Source organism: Clavibacter capsici (assembly GCF_001280205.1).
Lineage (GTDB): Bacteria > Actinomycetota > Actinomycetes > Actinomycetales > Microbacteriaceae > Clavibacter > Clavibacter capsici.
This window is the reverse complement of the sequence record NZ_CP012573.1, coordinates 489710-508275: the sequence shown is the minus strand read 5'-3', so window position 1 is coordinate 508275 and position 18566 is coordinate 489710. Positions and strand designations below refer to the sequence as shown.

The following is an 18566-nucleotide window of genomic DNA, read 5'->3' as shown; positions in this document are numbered from 1 at the left end:
CGCGGATCCGGACGGGCGGCGCTCCCGTTCACCCCAGGCGCTTCGCCAGCGTCTCGTCCGTCTCGGTCGCCTGCCGGACGACCCCGTCGTCGTCCACGTACTCGTAGGAGGTCGTCGTCATCTCCCCCGTGCCGCGGTAGCCGAGCCGCTCGTACAGCGCCCGGGCCCGCGGGTTGTCGAGGCCGACGCGCACGGTCAGGCGGCCGCCGGGTCCGACCTGCCGCTCCGCCTCGCGGATGATCGCCGTGCCCGCTCCCCGCCCCCGCGCGGCCTCGTCCACGCGCAGGTTGCGCAGCTCGGGCACGTCGCCGCGGAGGTCGAGCTGGCCCGATCCGAGCGGTCGGTCGCCGTCCCACGCGACGAGCAGCGTGGATCCCCCCGCCTCCTGCAGCTCCCACATCGCCCGCACGAAGCCGCGGCCGGGCGGCTCCTCGCGCTCGAGCCGCCCGACCTCCGGGGCCGCGAGCGCGCGGACCTCGATCGCCGTCACCTAGATGACCGCCTCGCTCCAGTCGTCCGGGTTGCCGAAGCGGTGGGCCGTGATGCTGATCGCCTGCTCGCGCAGGAACGTGAGCATCTCGACGCGGCCGGCCGCGGTGACCTCGTCGGCGAAGACCGCGACGTCGGGCGTGCCGCGGAGCGCGTCGGACAGGGCCCGGGCCTCCACGAGCCGCGAGTCCCGCGCGGCGACGAGCCGCACGCGCTCGGTCGCGATGCCGTCGGCGGCGACGCGGGCGAGCCACGCGTCGTCCGTCTCGATGGTCACGTGCACGCTCGGCAGGTCGTCGAGCACCTGGCCGAGGCCGGCCGGGAGGATCCCCGGGACCGACACGTGCATCTCGGCGCGCGCCAGCCGCCCGGCCGCGAGCACGCGCAGCAGGTCGGCGAGCGCGCCCGACTCCGTGAGCCGCACCGTGACGGGCAGCGGCCGGTAGCGGAAGAGGTTCCGCTCGACGCCGAGGCCGCTCGGGTCCTTCACCTGGCCGAACTCGTCGTGCCAGGCCACCGCGTCGCTGAGCGCCGAGCGGCGGACGAGGTCGAAGTCCTCGTAGCGGATGGCGGGCTGCGCCGACTCGATGAGCTCCGTGACCCGCGGCGACAGCCCGCGCAGGTGCAGCGAGCTCGAGTGCCGGCCCTCGTCGGAGATCCACGAGCCGAGGCCCATGAGGTAGTTCGGGCCGCCGGCCTTCGTCCCGGACCCGACCGAGGAGCGCTTCCAGCCGCCGAACGGCTGGCGCTGCACGATCGCGCCCGTGATCCCGCGGTTCACGTAGAGGTTGCCCGCCTCCACGGTCTCGAGCCACTGCTCGAGCTCGCGCGCGTCGAGGCTGTGGAGGCCCGCGGTGAGGCCGTAGGGGATCGCGTTCTGGAAGCGGATCGCCTCCTCGAGGTTCCGCGCGCGCATCACGCCGAGCACGGGGCCGAAGAACTCGGTGAGGTGGAAGTACGACCCGGGCTTCACGCCGTCGCGGACGCCCGGCGACCAGAGGCGGCCGGTCTCGTCCTTCGCCTCGGGCTCGACGAGCCACTTCTCGCCGACGCCCAGCTGCGTGAGCGCGTGCTTGAGCTTGCCCGCGGCGGGCTCGATGATCGGGCCCATCTGCGTGGTGGGATCCGACGGGTAGCCGACGCGCAGCGACGACACGGCGTCGGTGAGCTGGGTGAGGAAGCGGCGGGACCTGCCGACCGAGCCGACGAGGATCACGAGGCTCGCCGCCGAGCACTTCTGGCCGGCGTGGCCGAACGCGCTCTTCACGACGTCGGCCGCGGCCAGGTCGAGGTCGGCGCTGGGCGTGACGATGATCGCGTTCTTGCCGCTGGTCTCGGCGAGGAGCGGGAGGTCGCTCCTCCAGGAGCGGAACACCTCGGCGGTCTCGTAGCCGCCCGTGAGGATCACGCGGTCGACCGCCGGGTGCGAGATGAGGTGCTCGCCGTACTCGGCCTCGCCCGCGTCGACGAGCGCGAGGAGCTCCCGCGGCACGCCGGCCTCGCGGAGCGCCTCGACGAGCACGGCACCGGAGCGACGGGCCTGGCCGGCGGGCTTCACGACCACGCCGCTGCCGGCGGCGAGGGCCGCGAGCATGCTGCCCGCGGGGATCGCGACGGGGAAGTTCCACGGCGGCGCGACGACGGTGACGCGCGACGGCACGAAGCGGGCGCCCTGCACGCGGTCGAGGTCGCGGGCGCGCTCGGCGTAGTAGTGCGCGAAGTCGACGGCCTCGCTGACCTCGGGGTCGGCCTCGGCGATGGTCTTGCCGGTCTCCGACGCCATGACCTCGATGAGGCGCGCGCGGTTGCGCTCGATCGCGACGCCGACGCGGTGCAGGAGCGCCGCGCGCTGGTCGCCGGGGCGGGCGCCCCACGCGGCGGCAGCGGTGCGCACGCCGTCGATGATGTCGTCCAGCTGGTCGGTGGAGTCGATGCGCGCGGCCTCGATGGTCGCGACGCCGAGCTGCGAGGCGGCGACGCGCGACAGGATCTCGCGGCCCCATGCCCGGTTCGTCGGCAGCGCCGGATCCGTGTCCGCCGCGTTGTGGAACGGCGTGGTGGAGGCGTCGGGGTCGACGAGCGCCTCGGGCGTCAGCAGCGAGCCGCGCGTGAAGCCCTGGACCACGCTCGTGAGCTGCGGGTCGACCTCCTCCTCGGGCTCCTCCGGCGCCTCGGGCTCGGCGAGCGGATCCACGTCGTCGAGCTCCGGCGGGAAGCGGCGGTCCTGCGTCCGGTTCGGCGCGGGGATCGCGTCGTCGACGGCCGCGAGCGACGAGCGGAACCGCGACTCCTCCCGGGCGAACAGCTCGGACGACGTGCTCAGCTCGAACACCGCCGACATGAAGTTCTCCTGGCTCGCGTTCTCCTCCAGGCGGCGGATGAGGTACGAGATGGCCACGTCGAACTCGGTGGGGTGCACGACGGGCGTGTAGAGGAGGAGCCCGCCGACCGTGCGCTTCACGGCCTCGGCCTGGCCGGTCGCCATGCCGAGCAGCATCTCGAACTCGATCCGGTCGGTGACGCCGCGCTCCTCGGCGAGCAGCCACGCGTACGCGACGTCGAAGAGGTTGTGGCCGGCGACGCCGACCTTCACGGCGTCGGCCGCGGCCGGCTGGAGCGCGTGCTCGAGCATGCGCTTGTAGTGCGTGTCGGTCTGCTCCTTGGTGCCCCAGGTGGCGACGGGCCAGTCGTGCATCCGGCCGTCGACCTGCTCCATCGCGAGGTTCGCGCCCTTGACGATGCGGACCTTGATGGGCGCCCCGCCCGCCGCGCGCCGCTCCTGCGCCCACGCCGTGAGCCGCTGGAGGCCCGCGAGCGCGTCGGGCAGGTACGCCTGGAGCACGATCCCGGCCTCGAGGTCCTTGAGCTGCGGCTGGTCGAGCACGCGCGTGAAGACCTCGATGGTGAGGTCGAGGTCCTTGTACTCCTCCATGTCGAGGTTGATGAACTTGGGGCGCGGCGACGCGATCGCCAGCTCGTACAGCGGGGTGAGCCGCTCGACGACCTTGTCGACGGCCTCGTCGAACGCCCACATCGACAGCTGCGAGACGACGCTGGAGACCTTGATGGAGACGTAGTCCACGTCGTCGCGGGCGAGCAGCTCGCGCGTGCCCTCGAGGCGGCGCGCGGCCTCCTTCTCGCCGAGCACGGCCTCGCCGAGCAGGTTGAGGTTCAGGCGGGATCCGCCCTCGCGCAGCTTCTCGATGGCCGGGCCCAGCTTGTCGCTCGTGGCGTCGACGATGAGGTGGCCGACCATCTCGCGCAGCACGCGGCGCGCGACCGGCACGACGACCTGCGGGAGGACGGGGCCGAGGATGCCGCCCGCGCGGATCGCGCCCTGCATGTACCAGGGCAGGAAGCCGGGGTCTTGGCGGTGAGCGCGGCGAGGCTGTTGCCGGCGACCGGCAGGTCCTCGGGGCGGACGACGCGGTCGACGAAGCCGATGGTGAAGTCGAGGCCGTTCTCGTCCTTGAGGACGCCGGCGAGGCGCTCGGCGGACGGGTCGGCGGGGTGCCCGGCCGCCTCGGCGAGCCACGTGCGCACGAGCGCGACCGAGCGGTCCGCGAGCGCGTCCCGGTCCGGGGCGGAGGTCGCGCCGGCGACCGTCGGGACGGCGGCGGTCTCGGGGGCGGATGCGGTCTCGGCGGTCATGCGGGAACCTCTTCGTCTCGGGTGGGCCGGAGCCCGGTCGTCGTCCGCGCGGCGGGCGCGTCCTCCCAGTGTGGGACCATGCTCTCATCGGATGCGCTGAACGTTTCCGATGATCATCGTGCGGCCCTGCCGATGATTCCACGCCACGGCCGGATCCGCGGGAGGCGCACGTGCTCGAGATGCGACGGCTGCGGCTCCTGCGCGAGCTGAAGCTCCGCGGCACCATCGGCGCGGTCGCCGACGCGCTCTCGTTCAGCCCGTCGTCGGTGTCGCAGCAGCTGTCGCAGCTGGAGCGGGAGGCGGGCGTGACGCTGCTGCGCCGGGTCGGCCGGCGGGTGGTGCTCACGCCGCAGGCCGAGATCCTCGTCGAGCACACGACGGCCCTGCTCGAGCGGCTGGAGCGCGCCGAGACCGAGGTGAACGCGTCGCTCGCGAACGTGTCCGGCACCATCCGCCTGGCGGCGTTCCAGTCCGCGCTGCTCGCCCTCGTGCCGCCGGCGCTCACGATCCTCCGCGACGACTACCCGGACCTCCGGGTGGAGATCACGATGCGCGAGCCCGAGTCGGGCCTGCACGACGTGTGGGCGCGCGACCACGACCTCGTCATCGCCGAGCAGTACCCGGCGCACGCGGCGCCGCGGCCGGCCGACCTCGACCGCGAGGAGCTCTGCGTGGATCCGCTCCGCCTGGGCCTCCCGCCCGGCCGCGACGACGTGCGCTCGATCTCCGACGCGCGCCGCCTGCCGTGGGTGATGGAGCCCGCGGGCACGGCCTCCCGGCACTTCGCCGAGCAGGTGTGCCGGGTCGCGGGCTTCGAGCCGGACGTGCGGTACGTGACCGCGGATCTGCAGGCGCACATCGACCTCGTGCGCGCCGGCCACGCGGCGTCCGTGCTGCCCGACCTCGTGTGGGCGGGGCGCGAGCCCGACGTGCGCCTGATCGGCCTGCCGGGATCGCCGCGGCGCACGGTCTTCACGTCGTCGCGCGTCGGCAGCCTCGACCGGCCGGGGATCCGCGCCTGCCGCGACGCCCTGGCGCGCGCGGCCCGCACCATGGGCCAGGGCGCGGGCTGAGCCGCCGCCCCGGACGACGACGGGCCGGGACGACGACGGGCCCGGATCCGCGCGGGATCCGGGCCCGTCGTCACGGGGAGCGCGCTCAGGCGCCGGGCGGCCCGCCCTCGGGGTCGCGCGCGGCGTCCGTCGCGGCCGCCCCGGCGGGCTTCCGCCGGCCGGTCACCACGATGAGGACCACCGCGGCCGCCGCGAGCACGACGATGCCGATGCCCACGCCGACGATGACGCCGAGGTAGGGCGCGACGCCCTGCTCCTGGCCGGCGGCGGTGCCCGGGTCCGCGGCGGACGAGCCCGCGTCCGCGGATCCCGCCGAGCCGCCGGAGGACGCGGACCCGCCCGGCGAGACCGCCGCGCAGCCCGGGCCGTCGGCCGTGCCCGCCGCGGCCTCGGCGCCGGCGGGCGCCTGGTACGTGAACGCGATCGAGTCGGAGACCGGATGCCCGTCGGCCGAGACCACGCGCCACGTCACCCGGTACTCGCCGGAGGCGCCGAGCGCGACCGGCACGGACACCGCGCGTCCGGCGTCGGTGGCGCAGCCGGTCTCGAAGTGCCGGTCGTCGGGTCCCGTCACCTGCACGACGGACGAGCCGCCCGCGGCGGGCGCGGACCCGGCGGTCGCGTCGCCGGCGCCGGCTCCCCCGGCCGTGCCGAGGTCGAGGATCACGTCGTTGAAGGTCAGCGTGACCTCCGACGGCGGCGCGTCGATCGTGGATCCGGCCGCGGGCGAGCTCGACACGAGGTAGTTGTGCGCGGACGCCGACAGCGCGCCGTCCGGCCCGCTGCCCTGCGCCAGCCCGACGAGCGCGACCGCGGCCGCGGCCAGGGAGGCGCCGGCGAGCGCGGCGGCGACCCGCCGGAGCGGTCCCCGTCGCGCCGCCGGGCGCCGACCGTCGCGGGGGCGGATCCGGTCCTCGGGCGTCACGCGCGGTCGCCGGTCTCGCGGCGCACGCGGGTCAGCGCGAACACCGCGACCACGAGCGAGACCGCGCCGAGGGCGAGGCCGCCCACGCCGAGGCCCACCGCGACCGCGCTGGTCGACGCGCTGGGGTCGGCGGCCGCGGTGACGGTCGCGTCGGCGGCGGGCGTGGTCGTCATCGAGCTCATGGCGTCGGCGGGCGGCGCGTCCTGCACGTAGAGCGTGGGCGCGGGGTGCTCCGGCTCCTCGCCGGACGCGGGGGTGGCCTCGTCCCAGTCGACGACCGAGCCGTCGGAGTAGCCCTGGTGGGCGGGCATCATGATGCTGCCGGTCTCCGGCACGGGTCCGACGGAGACCGTGAAGCGCTGGAACTCGCCGGCCTTGAGGCCCACGCCGTCGTCGGCGGTCCAGGTGACCTCGATGGGCGCGTCGGTGATGGTCGCGTCGTCCGTCTTCACGGGGGTGTCGAGCTCCTCCGTCGTGACCTTCGCGGTCCAGCCGGGCACGGGCTCGGTGGAGAGGCTGGAGAACGGGGTGTCCTTCGGCAGGTCGACGGTCACGCTCGTCGTGGTCGCGGTGGCGGACTCGGTGGGGACCTTGAACGTCAGCGTGCTGTAGCTGCCGGCGGCCGCCGTGTCGGGCGAGACGCGGACGTGCGCGGAGGCCGCGAGCGGCACGGCGACGGCGAGCGCGACGCCGCCGACGAGCGCGGTGGCCGAGCGGAGGATCCGGCGACTGCGGGGAGCGGGGGTGGATGAGCGGGTCATGGCATGTCCTGTTCCGGGCCGCGCGGGCGGCCCCGGGAGCGGACGCGGCGGTGCCGGCGTCCGGAGGGAGGGAGGTGGGGGCGGTGGATGCGCGGGCATCGACCGCGCCGCGACCGCGTCAGCGGTCGGGCGGGAGCGGGCCGCGGATCCGTCCGGCGGATCAGGCGGCGGCGAGCGCGGCCGCGCGCGGCGGCCCGCGGTGCCGCAGGCGGCCGATCCGGGCGCGGAGGTCGCGCAGCGGCCGGGGCGCGCGGTGGGCCCGGGCGAGCGCGGGGGCGCGCCGCCGCTCGGGCCGGAGGAACGGGATCGCGAGGGCGAGCACCACGCGGAGGGAGGAGGCCGCGACCAGCGCGCGGAGCGCGGCCTCGCCGTGGCGGAGCGCGAGCACGGTGACGACGAGCGCCGCGCCGTGCGACAGCAGCATGCCGGCGTCGAGCGCGGCGCCCGCACCGGTGGCGGCGTCGAGGCCGGTCAGGTCGAGCGGGACGGCGCCGTGCCCGGCCATGCCCGCGTGCGGATCCGCCGCGACGGCCGCGCCCGACGCATCACCTGCGGCGGTGAACAGCCCGTGGAAGAGCAGCTGGCTGATCGCCACCGCGGCGGTGAGCCGCCACAGCGCCGTGCGCGGGCCCGCGAGCGCGATGGCCGCGAGCGACGCCAGCGCGAGCCCGAACGCCACGACGCCCCACGACGGAGCGACCCCGCCGCCGGCCTCGTGGAAGAGCGCGGCGACGAACGTGGCGGTGGTGGATGCGGCGAGCCCCCGGATCACGCGCTGGACGCGCGGGGCGATGGGGGACGGGGCAGGCATCGACCGAAGTGTAGATGAGCGGGCCGGGAGGACGCGGCGACGACGGGATGCCCGCCGTCGCCGCGCCGTCCCGTCCTACTGCGGCGGGTGCGCCGGGTCGTAGGCCCGGGTGGTCGGGATGTCGGCGTACGCGCCGAGCCCTCCCTCGCCGTAGCCCCGGTCGAGCTTCGAGGTGTCGCCGTCGAAGTCGAGCTTCACCGTCGGCCCGAGCGTCCCGCCGCGGCGGAAGGACTCCTTCGTGCCGACGGCGTCGATGAACGACTCCACCAGCCCGCCCGGGAGGATGTAGCTCGAGTACGCCTGGAACGCGCCCGGCGTCTGGTTGTAGTCGGGCGCGTACGCGGTGCCGCCCGCGTAGTTCAGGTTCGTCGGGTTGCCGAGCACGAGGCCGGATCCGCCGTTCATGGGCTTGTAGTCGCTGCGGAGGCCGTTGCCCACGAAGCCGTACACGCCCTCGGGGCCGTCGATGCCGTTCGCGAAGGTCGACCGGTGGCTGATCGTGAACAGGTAGTGCTTCCCGTCCTCGATCATCACCTCGGGCCGCTCGGTCTGGTCGGTGACGCAGGCCGACTCGAGCAGCGGGTCGAGGTAGTGCCACCTCGTGAGGTCCGCGTCATCCGCGACCGCGAGGCCGATGGACGCCATCTGCAGGTTCGCACCCGTCGCGGTGACCTCCTTCGGGTCCTCCGCCTTCGGGTCGCCCGTGCGGTAGCCGAGGTCGGTCTCGTCGCACTTCTGCTCGCCGCGCTTCCCGGCGACGTTGGCCTCGAACACCATGTACGTCTTGCCGGGGTGGTCCGGATCCGTGAACGTGAACGGGTCGCGGAAGTTCACGAACGGGTTCTGGTCCTTGGTCTGGTACCGCTGCCCGTCGGGGCGCAGGAGCGGGGTCACCGTCTCGAAGCCGGCGACCTTCACCGCGCCGTCCGTCTTCTCGATCCGGCCCTGGCTGAGCGAGATGACCGGGTCGGCGGGCTTCACGTCCTGCCCCTTCGCGTCGCGGTAGAACGCCACGTCGGTGAAGAACATCTTGACCGTGCCGTCGGCCATGATCCGCGCGGAGCCCGACCACTCGGCCTGCTGCGTGAACGACTGGTCGGGGAAGATCCCGTCCGTCACGCCGTCGCCGAAGACGTTCCCCTGGTAGGTCCAGCCGCCGTTCTCCGGGCGCTGCTCCGCCGGGATCCCCGTCGGCCGGGTGAAGTACCCGATCTTGGCGGCCGTGTGCCGGTCGTCGAACGACAGCGTGCGCGGGGCCGTGAGCGCGAAGATCACGTCGTACCCGTCGACGCTGTAGGTCTGGCCCGACGAGTCCGTCAGCGGCCACGTGTCCCACACGTAGGCCTTGTCGGTCATGGACGGGAAGTCCTGCGGCACCTGCGGCATGGTCTGCGCCGCGGGCATGGAGTTCTGGCGGGACGGAGCCGTCGGGTCGGACAGCTTCGCGATCTGCTTCGCGTCCGCCCGCGTCCAGTGGGCCGTGAAGTCGTCCTCCGGCGCGTACGCCTCCTGGGTGTGGACGGTGGGCCGCGGCGGGGTGGAGCCCGCGGCCTGGGCGGAGCCGCCGGCGAGCAGCGCGGACGCCACCACCAGGGTCGCCGCGGCGGACGCGGACAGCCCGCGTCGGATTCTCTTGGTCACCTGTTCTCACTCTCGTTCTCGTATCGATGAGACCGATCGCGTCGCGCGGTGCACGCTCCCCCGGTCGGCGAGCATAGGGGGTCGACGGCCTCGCCCGTGCCCCCTCACGGGGTCGTCCACGGATCCCGGGCGTGTCCCCCGAACGGGGTGGACGCGCGCCCGGCGAGCCGATACCGTCGCTCATCGGTCGTGCGGCGGTGCATGCTCTCCCGCTCCGCTCCGCCACCCGTCTGCCCCCCGAACGCCGTACGCGAGGAGCTCGACGACATGACCGCATCCCCACCGCGCCCGCAGACCCCGGGGCTCGCTCCCCGACTCCTCGACCGCATCCGCCCGCTCGCCCGCCGCCATCGGCGCGCGCTCCTCACGATCGTCGCCATCCTCGTCGCCGCCGCCCTCGTCCTCGCCGTCCGCGGCCTGACGGGCGCCGACCGCGGGCCCGTCGCGCCCCCGCCGCCCGCGCCCCGCGCCGCCGACGACGGCATCCACATCCGACCGGCCGGCGAGTTCATGAACGACCCGCAGCGCCCCTTCCAGCTCGACGGCGTCTGGCACGCCTACGCGCTCGTCAACGCCGACCACCCGGGCGGCAACGGATCCTCGTGGCGGCACTACACGTCGCCCGACATGGTCACCTGGCACGACGAGGGCGTCGCGATCGGCAAGTACGACACGCCGCTCGGCGACGCCGAGACCGGCAGCGTGGTCGTCGACACGGCGGACACGTCCGGGCTCGGCGCCGGCACGGTGGTCGCGATCCTCACGCAGCAGTCCGACGGCGTGCAGCGGCAGTCCCTCTACTACTCCACCGACGGCGGCTACCGGTTCCAGCCGTACGCCGGCAACCCCGTCCTGGACAACCCGGGCGGCCCCGACTTCCGCGACCCGAAGGTCGTGTGGGACGGTGCGCACGGGCGATGGAGCATGGCGCTCGCGGAGGGCCGGCGCATCGGCTTCTACACGTCGCCCGACCTCATCCACTGGACCTACCGCTCCGACTTCGGGCGCGACGACCTCGGCACGCTGGAGACCCCGGACGTGTTCCCGATCGCGAGCGCCGATGATCCGGACCGCGTCCGCTGGGTCCTCGGCGCGAGCGCGAACGGCGCCGGCCAGGGCCGCGGCACGGGCTACGCCTACTGGGTCGGCGACTTCGACGGCGAGCGCTTCACGACCGACGACGACGCCCCGCGCTGGCTCGACCAGGGCAGCGACTTCTACGCGGGGGTGACCTGGGCGGATCCGGCCGACGGCGACGCGCCCACCCGCCGCTACGCGATGGGCTGGACGAGCAGCTGGGACTACGCGGGCCGCCTCCCCCTGCGCGACGGGGGCGCGGGCGGCGGCCAGTCGCTGGTCCGCGAGCTCCGGCTGGTGTCCGACGGCGACGGCTGGGCGCTCCGGTCGTCCGCGCTCGACGCGCTCGGCGGCCGCGAGGGCGAGGCGCGACCCATCGCCGACGCCCGGGTCGACGCCTCGACGCCGCTCGCCGACGGTCCGGGCGGCCCCTCGCGCCTCCGCCTCACGCTCACGCCCGACCCGGCGGATCCCGCGCGCGAGACCCGCGTGCGGCTCGCGTCCCCCGAGGGCGGCTCGGTGACGGTCGGCTACGACCGGGAGCGGCGGCAGGCCTTCGTCGTCCGCGACGACGACCCGGACGGGATCATGCCGGACCCCTACGAGCGGCCGGCGACGGCGCCGCTGCCGGATATGGCGCCCGGGGATCCCGTGACGCTCGACCTCGTCGTCGACGACCGCACGATCGAGGCCTTCGTCGACGGCGACCGCGCGGTGCTCACGACGGCGACCGTCGGGGCGCTGGGCGGCGCGGCCCTCTCCGTCGAGGCCGTCGACGGTACGACGCGCGTCACCGACGCGAGCTGGACGCCCTTCGACGCCGCCCGCTGACGGCCGGTCAGGCGGCGCGGTGGTCCGCGCCGGCGTCGGCCCCGCGGTTCTCCGCGTCGGCCCCGGCTCCCCCGTCGCCGTCGCCGTCCGCGACCGAGCCGGTCAGCCGCCCCACCACGTCGGTGAGCGAGTCCCGCAGCATCACGAGCTCCTCCACCGTCATGCCGGTGCGCGCGGCCGCCCGGGCGGGCACGTCCATGGCGCGGTCGCGGAGCTCGCGGCCCGCGGGCGTGAGGGAGACGAGGACGACGCGCTCGTCCGCGCTGCTGCGGGCGCGGTCCACGAACCCGGCGCCCTGGAGGCGCTTGAGCAGCGGCGTGAGCGTCGCGGGCTCCAGCTGCAGGGTCGCCCCGAGGTCGGAGACGGAGCGGTCGTCGCGCTCCCAGAGGGCGAGCATCACGAGGTACTGCGTGTGCGTGAGGCCGAGCGGCTCGAGGATCGGCCGGTAGACGGCGACCACCGTGCGCGCGGCGACCACCGCCTGGAAGCAGACCTGGCTCTCGAGCGCCAGCGGATCCATCGCCATCGCGTCCTCCTCGACCGTCGCGTCCGGCCGGGCCCGGCGCATGCGATAGATGTTACGCAGGCGCCGGGGCCCGGGGGTCGTCGATGGGTCAGCCCGCCGCGACGAGCTCGACGTTGATGTCGTCGGGGTCCTGCACGGAGAGGATCGACATGCCCGTCGGGAAGTCGATGACCTCGCCGTGGACGATGCCGCGCTCCTCGAGCACCGCGGCCGCGCGCACGAGGTCGTCGCGCGAGCCGACCTGGAGGCTGACGTGGTCGAGGCCGCGCGTCTCGGGGTCGAACGCGCCGCCGGCCGTGACGGGGCGCAGGCCGAGGAGCTGCGAGCCGACGCCGTAGATCACGCCGCCGAAGTACTGCGCGGGATCCTGCCGCACGGCCGGGTCGCTCGGGTCGCCCTCGCTCTCGATGGCGGGGGTGAGCCCGAGCACGCCCTCGTAGAAGGCGCGCGAGCGGGCCAGGTCGGTCACGGAGAGGCGCACGTGGTGCACGCCCGTGATGCTGTCGAGGGGAGCGGTGGTCGGGTCGGTGTCGGTCATGGTCCGACGCTAGGACGGTCGGCGCGACGCGTCCCGGGCGGGTTCGTTCTCCGACCAGCGTGCACCGGGCGCGCCCGGCTCCGGGCGGCCCGTGCGGATCAGTCGTGCAGGTCGATGCCCCAGGTGCCGGACCACTCGGATCCGGGCGCGAGGGTGATGAGGCCGTCGCCCGAGTTGAAGGCGTCCGCCGGCGCCGTCATCGGCTCGACCGCGACCGCCCACACGTGGCCGTCGGCGACCGGGTACCACGGCGTCACGAAGACCTGCCAGTAGGTGAACTCGCCGTCCGCCCAGATCTCGGTGCGGCGGCCGTCGGGCGCCTGCACGCCGTGGCGCGTGACGCCGTCGACCACGCGGGCGTCGGCCCACGCGTCGTCGAGCTGCGCGTCGCGCACGCGGACGCCCTGGCGGAGGTCGAAGCGGGTGCCCTCGACCGGGGTCTGGGCGCCCGTGGGGTTGAGGCGCACGGGATCCACCTCGATGTGGGTGGGCGCGTCGATGACGACCTCGAGGTCCTCGGTGGGCACGTCGCCCACGCGGAGGAAGGGGTGCGTGCCGACGGCGACGGGCGCGTCCGCGTCGCCGACGTTGCGGATCCCGTGCGTCACGCGGACGCCGGATCCCGTGAGCTCGTACCGCACGGTCGTCTCGAGGGCGAACGGGTAGCCGCGCTGCGGGTGGACGTCGGCGGCGAGCGTCACGGAGACCTCGTCGCGCTCGACGAGGCGGTACGGCGCGTTCTCGAGGAGCCCGTGGATCGCGTTCTCCCGGTCGACCTCGGTGATGTCGAGCTGGTGCACCACGTCGCCCTGCTGCCAGATGCCGTCGCGGATCCGGTTGGGCCAGGGCGCGAGCACGATGCCGCTGCAGAACGGGGGCCGCGCCCGGTCGGGATAGGACTGGACGAGGTCGGTGGCGTCCACCTGGAGCACGCGGAGCGCGGCGCCGACCTCCGCGATCACCATGCGCTGGGTGCGGCCGTCCACCTCCGCGACGAGCTCGTGCTGCTGTCCGGTGGGGAGGCGGGGGATGTACGACACGTCTTCGGGCACCCGCCGAGCCTATCCATACGGTGCGCTGTGGCGCCTCCCAGGGGCACGGACGCGCCGATCCCTAGGATCGTGCGCATGGCCCGGCATGAGAACGAGAAGGTACGCGCGATCCGCGAGAAGGCACGCATCGAGAGGGCCCTCGACGACCGTCGCCGCAAGCGCCGTCGCCTCATGGTCCAGTTCTCCGTCGCGGGCGGCCTCGTCCTCGTCATCGCGGCCATCGCCGGCGGCGTCTACCTCCTCGGCCAGTCCCAGGCGGCGAGCGCCGCGGGCCCCGTCGCCGACGCGACCGCGCCGCTGTCCACGGGCGACCAGGTGCGCGTCGCGTCCGAGCCCACGGGCGTGAGCGTCGGGGCGGCCGACGCCCCGGTCACCATGGACGTCTTCGAGGACTACTCGTGCCCCCACTGCGCGCAGTACGAGGCCGAGACGGGCCCGCTGCTCGACCGGATCGCCGCCACCGGCCAGGTGCGCATCGTCTACCACCCCATCCAGATCGTCACGAAGTACGGGCAGGTCGCGGGCAGCGCCGCCGCGTGCGTCCTCGCGGAGGAGCCCGACAAGTGGCCGGCCGTGCACTCGGCCCTGTTCGACAACCACTCCACCGTCACCGACTCGTGGACCCACGCCGACTTCGTCACGTGGCTCACGACCGAGGGCGTCTCCTCCGACGCGGCGCGCACGTGCGTGGCCGAGGGCCGGTACTCGTCGTGGATCACGGGCAACACCTCCGACGCGACCTCCGCGGGCGTCACGGGCACCCCGACGCTCCGGATCCAGGGCGACATCGTGAAGACGGTCGCCGGCCAGGACCTCGTGGACGCGCTGAAGGGCGCCGGCGCGGACCTGCCCGACGGCATCGCCGCCGACAGCTGATCCGGCGGCGGCCGATCCGACGACGGCCGATCCGACGGTCGCGGACCACCGCCCGGCTCAGTGCGCGCGGTGGTCCTGCACCGTCATGCGCGGGCCGAAGCGCGGCTTCCGGAACCCGCTCGCCTCGATGAGGCGCATCACCCGCTGACGGTGGCCGCGCCACGGCTCGAGCAGCTCCAGCATCCCGTCGTCGTCGACCGCGTGGCCGACGAGCGCCCACCCGACCGTGTCGTGCACGTGGTAGTCGCCGACGCTCACCGAGTCCGGATCCCCGTGGGCGCGCTGCGTGGTCTCCGCCGCCGTCCAGATCCCCACGCCCGGGATCGACCGCAGCCGCCGGGTGATCTCCTCGCTCCCCCGGCCGAGCGCGAGCGTGCGCTCGAGCCCCGCCGCCGAGGTCGCGACGGCGATGAGCGTGCGCGACCGCTTCGGGTCGACGCCCGCGCGGTGCCACTCCCAGGACGGGATGAGGCGCCAGCGCTCCGGCGACGGGAGCACGCGCATGCCGACGGGCACGGGGCCGGGTGCCGGGTCGCCGTGCGCGAGGATCAGCTGCCGCCACGCCCGCCGGGCCTCGAGTCCGGTGACCTTCTGCTCGAGCACCGCGGAGGCCATCGCCTCGAACACGTGGTTCGTGCGCATCAGCCGGAGCGCGGGCAGCCGGCGGTGCGCGTCGCGGAGGAGCGGATGCGCGGAGACGTCGAGGTCGGACCAGTCGTCGCCTTCGCCGAGCAGCTCCGGCACGCCGTCGATCGCCCACTCGGCGCCCGGGCCCCAGGCGCGCGCCTCGACGCCGCCGTCGGCCCGCGGGTCCAACCGGAGCGACGCCGGACCGAGGGGTGTGCGGGCGGTGCGCCACATGCCGATGCGGCGGGAGCCGGGCGGGGCGGGATCCCAGCGGCAGGTCGGATCCACGACGCCGCGGAACAGCGGGCGGAGGACCAGCCGGAGGTCGACCTCGCGGTCGGGGAGGTAGGTCGTCCGCGCGTCGGGGGCCGTCACCTCCGCGCCGCCGTCGTCCATCCCCTCAGGCTACGGAAGGCCACCGACCGCCGGATCCGCGTCAGCCGCCCACGGCGTCGCGGACCGCGGCGGCCGTGCCGTCCACCACGAGGTCGGCGCGGCCGCGCGTGCCCTCGATGAGGACCGCGTTGGCGCCGTCGACCTCACGTGCCCACGCCGCCGCGGCGTCCGGATCGCGCCCGCCCGCGGTGTGCCGGTCGACCAGGCGCGAGAACCGCGCGTCGGCGGGCGTCTCGCAGAACCACGCCTCGTCGCACTCCGCGGCGAGCTGCGCCCACGGATCCTCGTCGACGAGCAGGTAGTTGCCCTCGACCACGACGAGCCGGGCGCCGGGATCCACCGCGATCGCGCCGGCCACCCCCTCGTCGACCGCCCGGTCGAACGACGGCGCGTACACCGTGTGGTCCGTCTCCGCGCGGATCCGCCGCACGAGCGCGAGCACGCCCCACCCGTCGAAGGTGTCGATCGCGCCCTTGCGGTCGTGCCGGCCGAGCCGGTCGAGCGTCGCGTTCGCGAGGTGGAAGCCGTCCATGGGCACGTACGCCGCGGTGCCGTCGCCCGCCAGCGCGTCGACCCGCGCCACGAGCGCCCGCGCGAGCGTCGTCTTGCCGGCGCCCGGGCTGCCCGCGATGGCGAGGATCGCGCGGCGCCCGTCGCGCACGAGCCCGAGGGCGCGGCGGGCGAGGGCGTCGAGGTCAGACGCGGGCACGGCTGCCCTCCAGCCCGGCGCGGAGGAAGTCGCCCGCGTGGCGGGCGAGCGCGGGGCCGTCGTCCCAGAGGTTCCGCCAGATGGCGAGGTCGTTCGACAGGGTCGGCGAGACGACGGCCGACGAGAACGACTCGAACGTGATGGCGCCGCGGTAGTCGATCTCCGCCAGGGCGTGGAAGAAGCTCGTGAAGTCGAGGTGCCCGCTGCCGAGGTAGCCCCGGTGGTTCTCGCCCACGTGGACGTAGCCGAGCCGGTCGCCGACGAGCCGCACGGGCCGGGCGAGGTCGTCCTCCTCGATGTTCATGTGATAAGTGTCCAGGTGGATGAGCACGTTGTCCGCCCCGATGTCGTCGGCGAGGCGCAGCGCGTCGGCCGCGGTGTTGATCACGTTGGTCTCGTAGCGGTTGCAGATCTCGAGTCCGAGCGTCATGCCGCGACGGCCCGCGTCCGCCGCGAGGTCCGTCAGCACGCCGACGACGTTGGCGCGTCCCTTCGCCGACAGGGGCGCGCCGTACTTGCCGAGCGCGCTGTAGAGGGCGCCCGTGAAGTGCGTGCCGCCGAGCGCCTCGACCACGTCGAGGCTGTCAGCGAGGAGCTCCGCGCCGCGCGCCACGGTGTCCGGGTCCTCGCTCGACACGTCGGCCGAGAACGCGAGGCCGCGCGAGCAGACGACGTCGAGGCCCTCGGCGTCGAGGGCGGCCTTCGCGTGCGCGGTGTCGAGGTTGACCACGTCGTGCAGCGAGAGCTCGAGCAGGTCGAAGCCGGCCGCCTTCGTCTGCTCCACCGTGCGGGTGATCTCGTCCGGGGTCGTGCCGCCGGCGAAGACGAGGGCGTGCACTCCGAGTGCGTTCGTGGGCATGGTTCTCCTGCTTTCTGGGTGGATGGGGTCAGGCGCGGGTCGCGGCGGGCGCCGCGTCGGCCTCGGTCGGGACGACGTCGAGCCGGTCCGCGAGGAAGCGGTGTCCCGCGGTCGCCACGGCGACGGGATCCGACCAGAGCTCGCGCCACAGCCCGATGTCGTCGGCCACGGCCGCGGACTGCACGGCAGGCGAGAACGTCTCGACGGTCAGCGGCCCGGCGAAGGACGCCGCGCGGAGGGCGCCGAGGAGGCCGTCCCAGTCGGTGCTGCCGGTGCCGAGCTCGCCGCGGTGGTTCTCCGAGGCGTGGACGTAGGCGAGGTGGTCGCCGGCGTCGCGCACGGCGCTCGCGAGGTCCACCTCCTCCATGTGCGCGTGGAAGGCGTCGATGTGCACGACGAGGTTCGCCGCGCCCACCTCCTCGATCAGCGCGACGGTCTGCGCCGCGGTGTTGAGGAGGTTGCTCTCGTAGCGGTTCACGTACTCCAGCCCGACGACGATCCCGTCGGCTGCCGCGCGCGCCGCGACGTCGCGGAGCACCCGGACGACGTTCGCCCGCTCGGCGGGTCCCCCGCCATGCGGGTTCTTGCGCATCGCCGAGTGCGTGACGCCGCCCACGTACCCCGCCCCGATGCCGGCCGCGAACCGCACGGCGTCCGCGAGCCGGGCCTCCCCGCGCGCGGAGGCGGCCGGATCCGCGGTGTGGATGTCGGAGGCCGCGTCGAGCGCGAGGGAGACGACCGCGTCGATGCGGTGCTCGTCGAGCAGCGCCGACGTCTCGGCCGCCGAGGCCGACCCGTCGTCCCGGCCGGGCGCGGGGACCTCGACGAGGTCGTACCCGATGCCGGCGGCCGTCGCGATCGCGCGCCGGGCGGACCCGGGGGTCCAGTCGGGCGTGAGGAGGCCAGCGTGGACCCCGATCGGCGACGTCCGCGCGGGCGACGTGCGGTGCATCCGGAGCGGCGCGCGCATCACGCGGCCTTCGCGCCGGTGATGAGCTCGACGAGCTCGGGGCCCGACGTCTCGGTCGTGCGGCGCTCGGCGACCGCGAGACCCGCCCGCATCACCCAGACCTGGTCGCTGAGGCGCATCACCTGGTCGAAGTTGTGGCTGATGAGGAGCACGGCCACGCCGGAGTCGCGGAGCTTGAGGATGATCCTCTCGACGCGCGCGGTCTCCTGCACGCCGAGCGCCGCGGTCGGCTCGTCCATGATCACGATGCGGCTCCCCCACCCCGCGGCGCGCGCGATGGCGACCGCCTGGCGCTGGCCGCCGGACAGGCGCCGCACACGGCTCGTGACGGGCGGCACGTTCACCGCCAGGTCGCCGAGGAGGTCCTGGGCCGTCTTGCGCATCTTCGCCCGGTCGAGGAAGCGGATCCCCGGGATCCCCTTCACGAGCTCGCGGCCGAGGAAGAAGTTCTGCCAGACGGTGAGGTCCTCGACGAGGGCGAGGGTCTGGTGGACCGTCTCGATGCCGCCGTCGCGGGCCTGCAGCGGCGTGCCGAAGGACACGGCCTCGCCCTCGAGCGTGATGGTGCCGGAGTCCGGCGGGTGGACGCCCGAGAGGCAGCGCACGAGCGTGGACTTGCCGGCGCCGTTGTCGCCGATGAGGGCGGTGATCTCGCCGCGGCGCATCCGCATGGTCGCGCCCTTGAGCGCGTGGACGCCGCCGAAGGACTTCGTGATGTCGCGGGCCTCGAGGAGGATGTCGTCGGTCATGGAGG

At 74.7% G+C, this 18566-nt stretch carries 17 protein-coding genes; 3 read left to right on the top strand and 14 right to left on the bottom strand.

Annotated elements, in window-relative coordinates:
• Positions 1-28 precede the first annotated feature (28 nt).
• Together AES38_RS02570 and AES38_RS02565 are read right to left on the bottom strand one after the other, a co-directional pair.
• On the bottom strand, positions 29-490 hold the full coding sequence (locus tag AES38_RS02570) for a GNAT family N-acetyltransferase (protein ID WP_053773649.1): 462 nt from the start codon (positions 488-490) through the stop codon (positions 29-31).
• Positions 491-3832, bottom strand: coding sequence for a proline dehydrogenase family protein (locus tag AES38_RS02565; RefSeq protein WP_256998843.1), 3342 nt, complete (start codon positions 3830-3832; stop codon positions 491-493).
• Between the two features lie 478 nt (positions 3833-4310).
• Between AES38_RS02565 and AES38_RS02560 the strand changes: the two genes are divergently transcribed.
• Complete coding sequence (locus AES38_RS02560; RefSeq protein ID WP_053773648.1) at positions 4311-5213, top strand: LysR substrate-binding domain-containing protein; 903 nt, start codon at positions 4311-4313, stop codon at positions 5211-5213.
• An 85-nt stretch (positions 5214-5298) separates the two neighbouring features.
• On the opposite strand, the gene AES38_RS02555 is transcribed toward AES38_RS02560, so the two are convergent.
• The 4 genes from AES38_RS02555 to AES38_RS02540 form a co-directional block, all read right to left on the bottom strand.
• Positions 5299-6138: a copper resistance CopC family protein gene (locus tag AES38_RS02555; protein ID WP_053773647.1), complete on the bottom strand. Its 840-nt coding sequence runs from the start codon at positions 6136-6138 to the stop codon at positions 5299-5301.
• Positions 6135-6899, bottom strand: coding sequence for a YcnI family copper-binding membrane protein (locus tag AES38_RS02550; protein WP_053773646.1), 765 nt, complete (start codon positions 6897-6899; stop codon positions 6135-6137). The genes AES38_RS02555 and AES38_RS02550 overlap by 4 nt, the downstream gene beginning before the upstream one ends.
• 160 nt (positions 6900-7059) lie before the next feature.
• Positions 7060-7710 (bottom strand): hypothetical protein, encoded by a 651-nt coding sequence (locus AES38_RS02545; RefSeq protein ID WP_053773645.1) that lies wholly within the window; start codon positions 7708-7710, stop codon positions 7060-7062.
• 75 nt (positions 7711-7785) lie between these two features.
• Positions 7786-9351 (bottom strand): glycoside hydrolase family 68 protein, encoded by a 1566-nt coding sequence (locus tag AES38_RS02540; RefSeq protein ID WP_053773644.1) that lies wholly within the window; start codon positions 9349-9351, stop codon positions 7786-7788.
• A gap of 267 nt (positions 9352-9618) precedes the next feature.
• Here AES38_RS02540 and AES38_RS02535 point away from each other — a divergent pair, with 267 nt between their 5' ends.
• Positions 9619-11259 carry a glycoside hydrolase family 32 protein gene (locus tag AES38_RS02535; RefSeq protein WP_053773643.1) on the top strand — a complete coding sequence of 547 codons (1641 nt, stop codon included), beginning with the start codon at positions 9619-9621 and terminating at the stop codon, positions 11257-11259.
• 7 nt (positions 11260-11266) lie between these two features.
• Here AES38_RS02535 and AES38_RS02530 read toward each other — a convergent pair whose 3' ends face one another.
• The 3 genes from AES38_RS02530 to AES38_RS02520 form a co-directional block, all read right to left on the bottom strand.
• On the bottom strand, positions 11267-11785 hold the full coding sequence (locus AES38_RS02530) for a MarR family winged helix-turn-helix transcriptional regulator (protein WP_081001920.1): 519 nt from the start codon (positions 11783-11785) through the stop codon (positions 11267-11269).
• Between the two features lie 88 nt (positions 11786-11873).
• On the bottom strand, positions 11874-12323 hold the full coding sequence (locus AES38_RS02525) for a VOC family protein (RefSeq protein WP_053773642.1): 450 nt from the start codon (positions 12321-12323) through the stop codon (positions 11874-11876).
• 98 nt (positions 12324-12421) lie between these two features.
• Positions 12422-13375 carry an aldose 1-epimerase family protein gene (locus AES38_RS02520; protein ID WP_053773641.1) on the bottom strand — a complete coding sequence of 318 codons (954 nt, stop codon included), beginning with the start codon at positions 13373-13375 and terminating at the stop codon, positions 12422-12424.
• Positions 13376-13450: 75 nt separating this feature from the next.
• On the opposite strand from AES38_RS02520, the gene AES38_RS02515 reads away from it, so the two are divergent.
• Positions 13451-14251, top strand: coding sequence for a DsbA family protein (locus AES38_RS02515; RefSeq protein WP_053773640.1), 801 nt, complete (start codon positions 13451-13453; stop codon positions 14249-14251).
• A 57-nt stretch (positions 14252-14308) separates the two neighbouring features.
• Here the strand turns inward: AES38_RS02515 and AES38_RS02510 are convergent, their stop codons facing one another.
• The 5 genes from AES38_RS02510 to AES38_RS02490 are packed head-to-tail and all read right to left on the bottom strand — an operon-like array spanning position 14309 to position 18561.
• On the bottom strand, positions 14309-15274 hold the full coding sequence (locus AES38_RS02510; RefSeq protein WP_053773639.1) for a DNA-3-methyladenine glycosylase family protein: 966 nt from the start codon (positions 15272-15274) through the stop codon (positions 14309-14311).
• Positions 15275-15314: 40 nt separating this feature from the next.
• A complete protein-coding gene (locus AES38_RS02505) occupies positions 15315-15983 on the bottom strand; it encodes a nucleoside/nucleotide kinase family protein (RefSeq protein ID WP_053773638.1) in 669 nt (222 codons plus the stop codon).
• Entirely contained in the window at positions 15970-16842 is an 873-nt protein-coding gene (locus AES38_RS02500) for a sugar phosphate isomerase/epimerase family protein (protein WP_053773637.1), read from the bottom strand. Before AES38_RS02500 ends, AES38_RS02505 begins: the two co-directional genes overlap by 14 nt.
• 28 nt (positions 16843-16870) lie before the next feature.
• Positions 16871-17812 (bottom strand): sugar phosphate isomerase/epimerase family protein, encoded by a 942-nt coding sequence (locus tag AES38_RS02495; protein ID WP_053773636.1) that lies wholly within the window; start codon positions 17810-17812, stop codon positions 16871-16873.
• On the bottom strand, positions 17812-18561 hold the full coding sequence (locus tag AES38_RS02490) for an ATP-binding cassette domain-containing protein (protein ID WP_053773635.1): 750 nt from the start codon (positions 18559-18561) through the stop codon (positions 17812-17814). Before AES38_RS02490 ends, AES38_RS02495 begins: the two co-directional genes overlap by 1 nt.
• Positions 18562-18566: the final 5 nt, after the last annotated feature.

Coding starts and splice junctions, on each gene's coding strand:
- AES38_RS02535 (WP_053773643.1), top strand. CDS start 9,619: ATGACCGCATCCCCACCGCGCCCGCAGACCCCGGGGCTCGCTCCCCGA.
- AES38_RS02515 (WP_053773640.1), top strand. CDS start 13,451: ATGGCCCGGCATGAGAACGAGAAGGTACGCGCGATCCGCGAGAAGGCA.
- AES38_RS02500 (WP_053773637.1), bottom strand. CDS start 16,842: ATGCCCACGAACGCACTCGGAGTGCACGCCCTCGTCTTCGCCGGCGGC.
- AES38_RS02495 (WP_053773636.1), bottom strand. CDS start 17,812: ATGCGCGCGCCGCTCCGGATGCACCGCACGTCGCCCGCGCGGACGTCG.
- AES38_RS02565 (WP_256998843.1), bottom strand. CDS start 3,832: ATGCAGGGCGCGATCCGCGCGGGCGGCATCCTCGGCCCCGTCCTCCCG.
- AES38_RS02490 (WP_053773635.1), bottom strand. CDS start 18,561: ATGACCGACGACATCCTCCTCGAGGCCCGCGACATCACGAAGTCCTTC.
- AES38_RS02545 (WP_053773645.1), bottom strand. CDS start 7,710: ATGCCTGCCCCGTCCCCCATCGCCCCGCGCGTCCAGCGCGTGATCCGG.
- AES38_RS02550 (WP_053773646.1), bottom strand. CDS start 6,899: ATGACCCGCTCATCCACCCCCGCTCCCCGCAGTCGCCGGATCCTCCGC.
- AES38_RS02530 (WP_081001920.1), bottom strand. CDS start 11,785: ATGGCGATGGATCCGCTGGCGCTCGAGAGCCAGGTCTGCTTCCAGGCG.
- AES38_RS02510 (WP_053773639.1), bottom strand. CDS start 15,274: ATGGACGACGGCGGCGCGGAGGTGACGGCCCCCGACGCGCGGACGACC.
- AES38_RS02525 (WP_053773642.1), bottom strand. CDS start 12,323: ATGACCGACACCGACCCGACCACCGCTCCCCTCGACAGCATCACGGGC.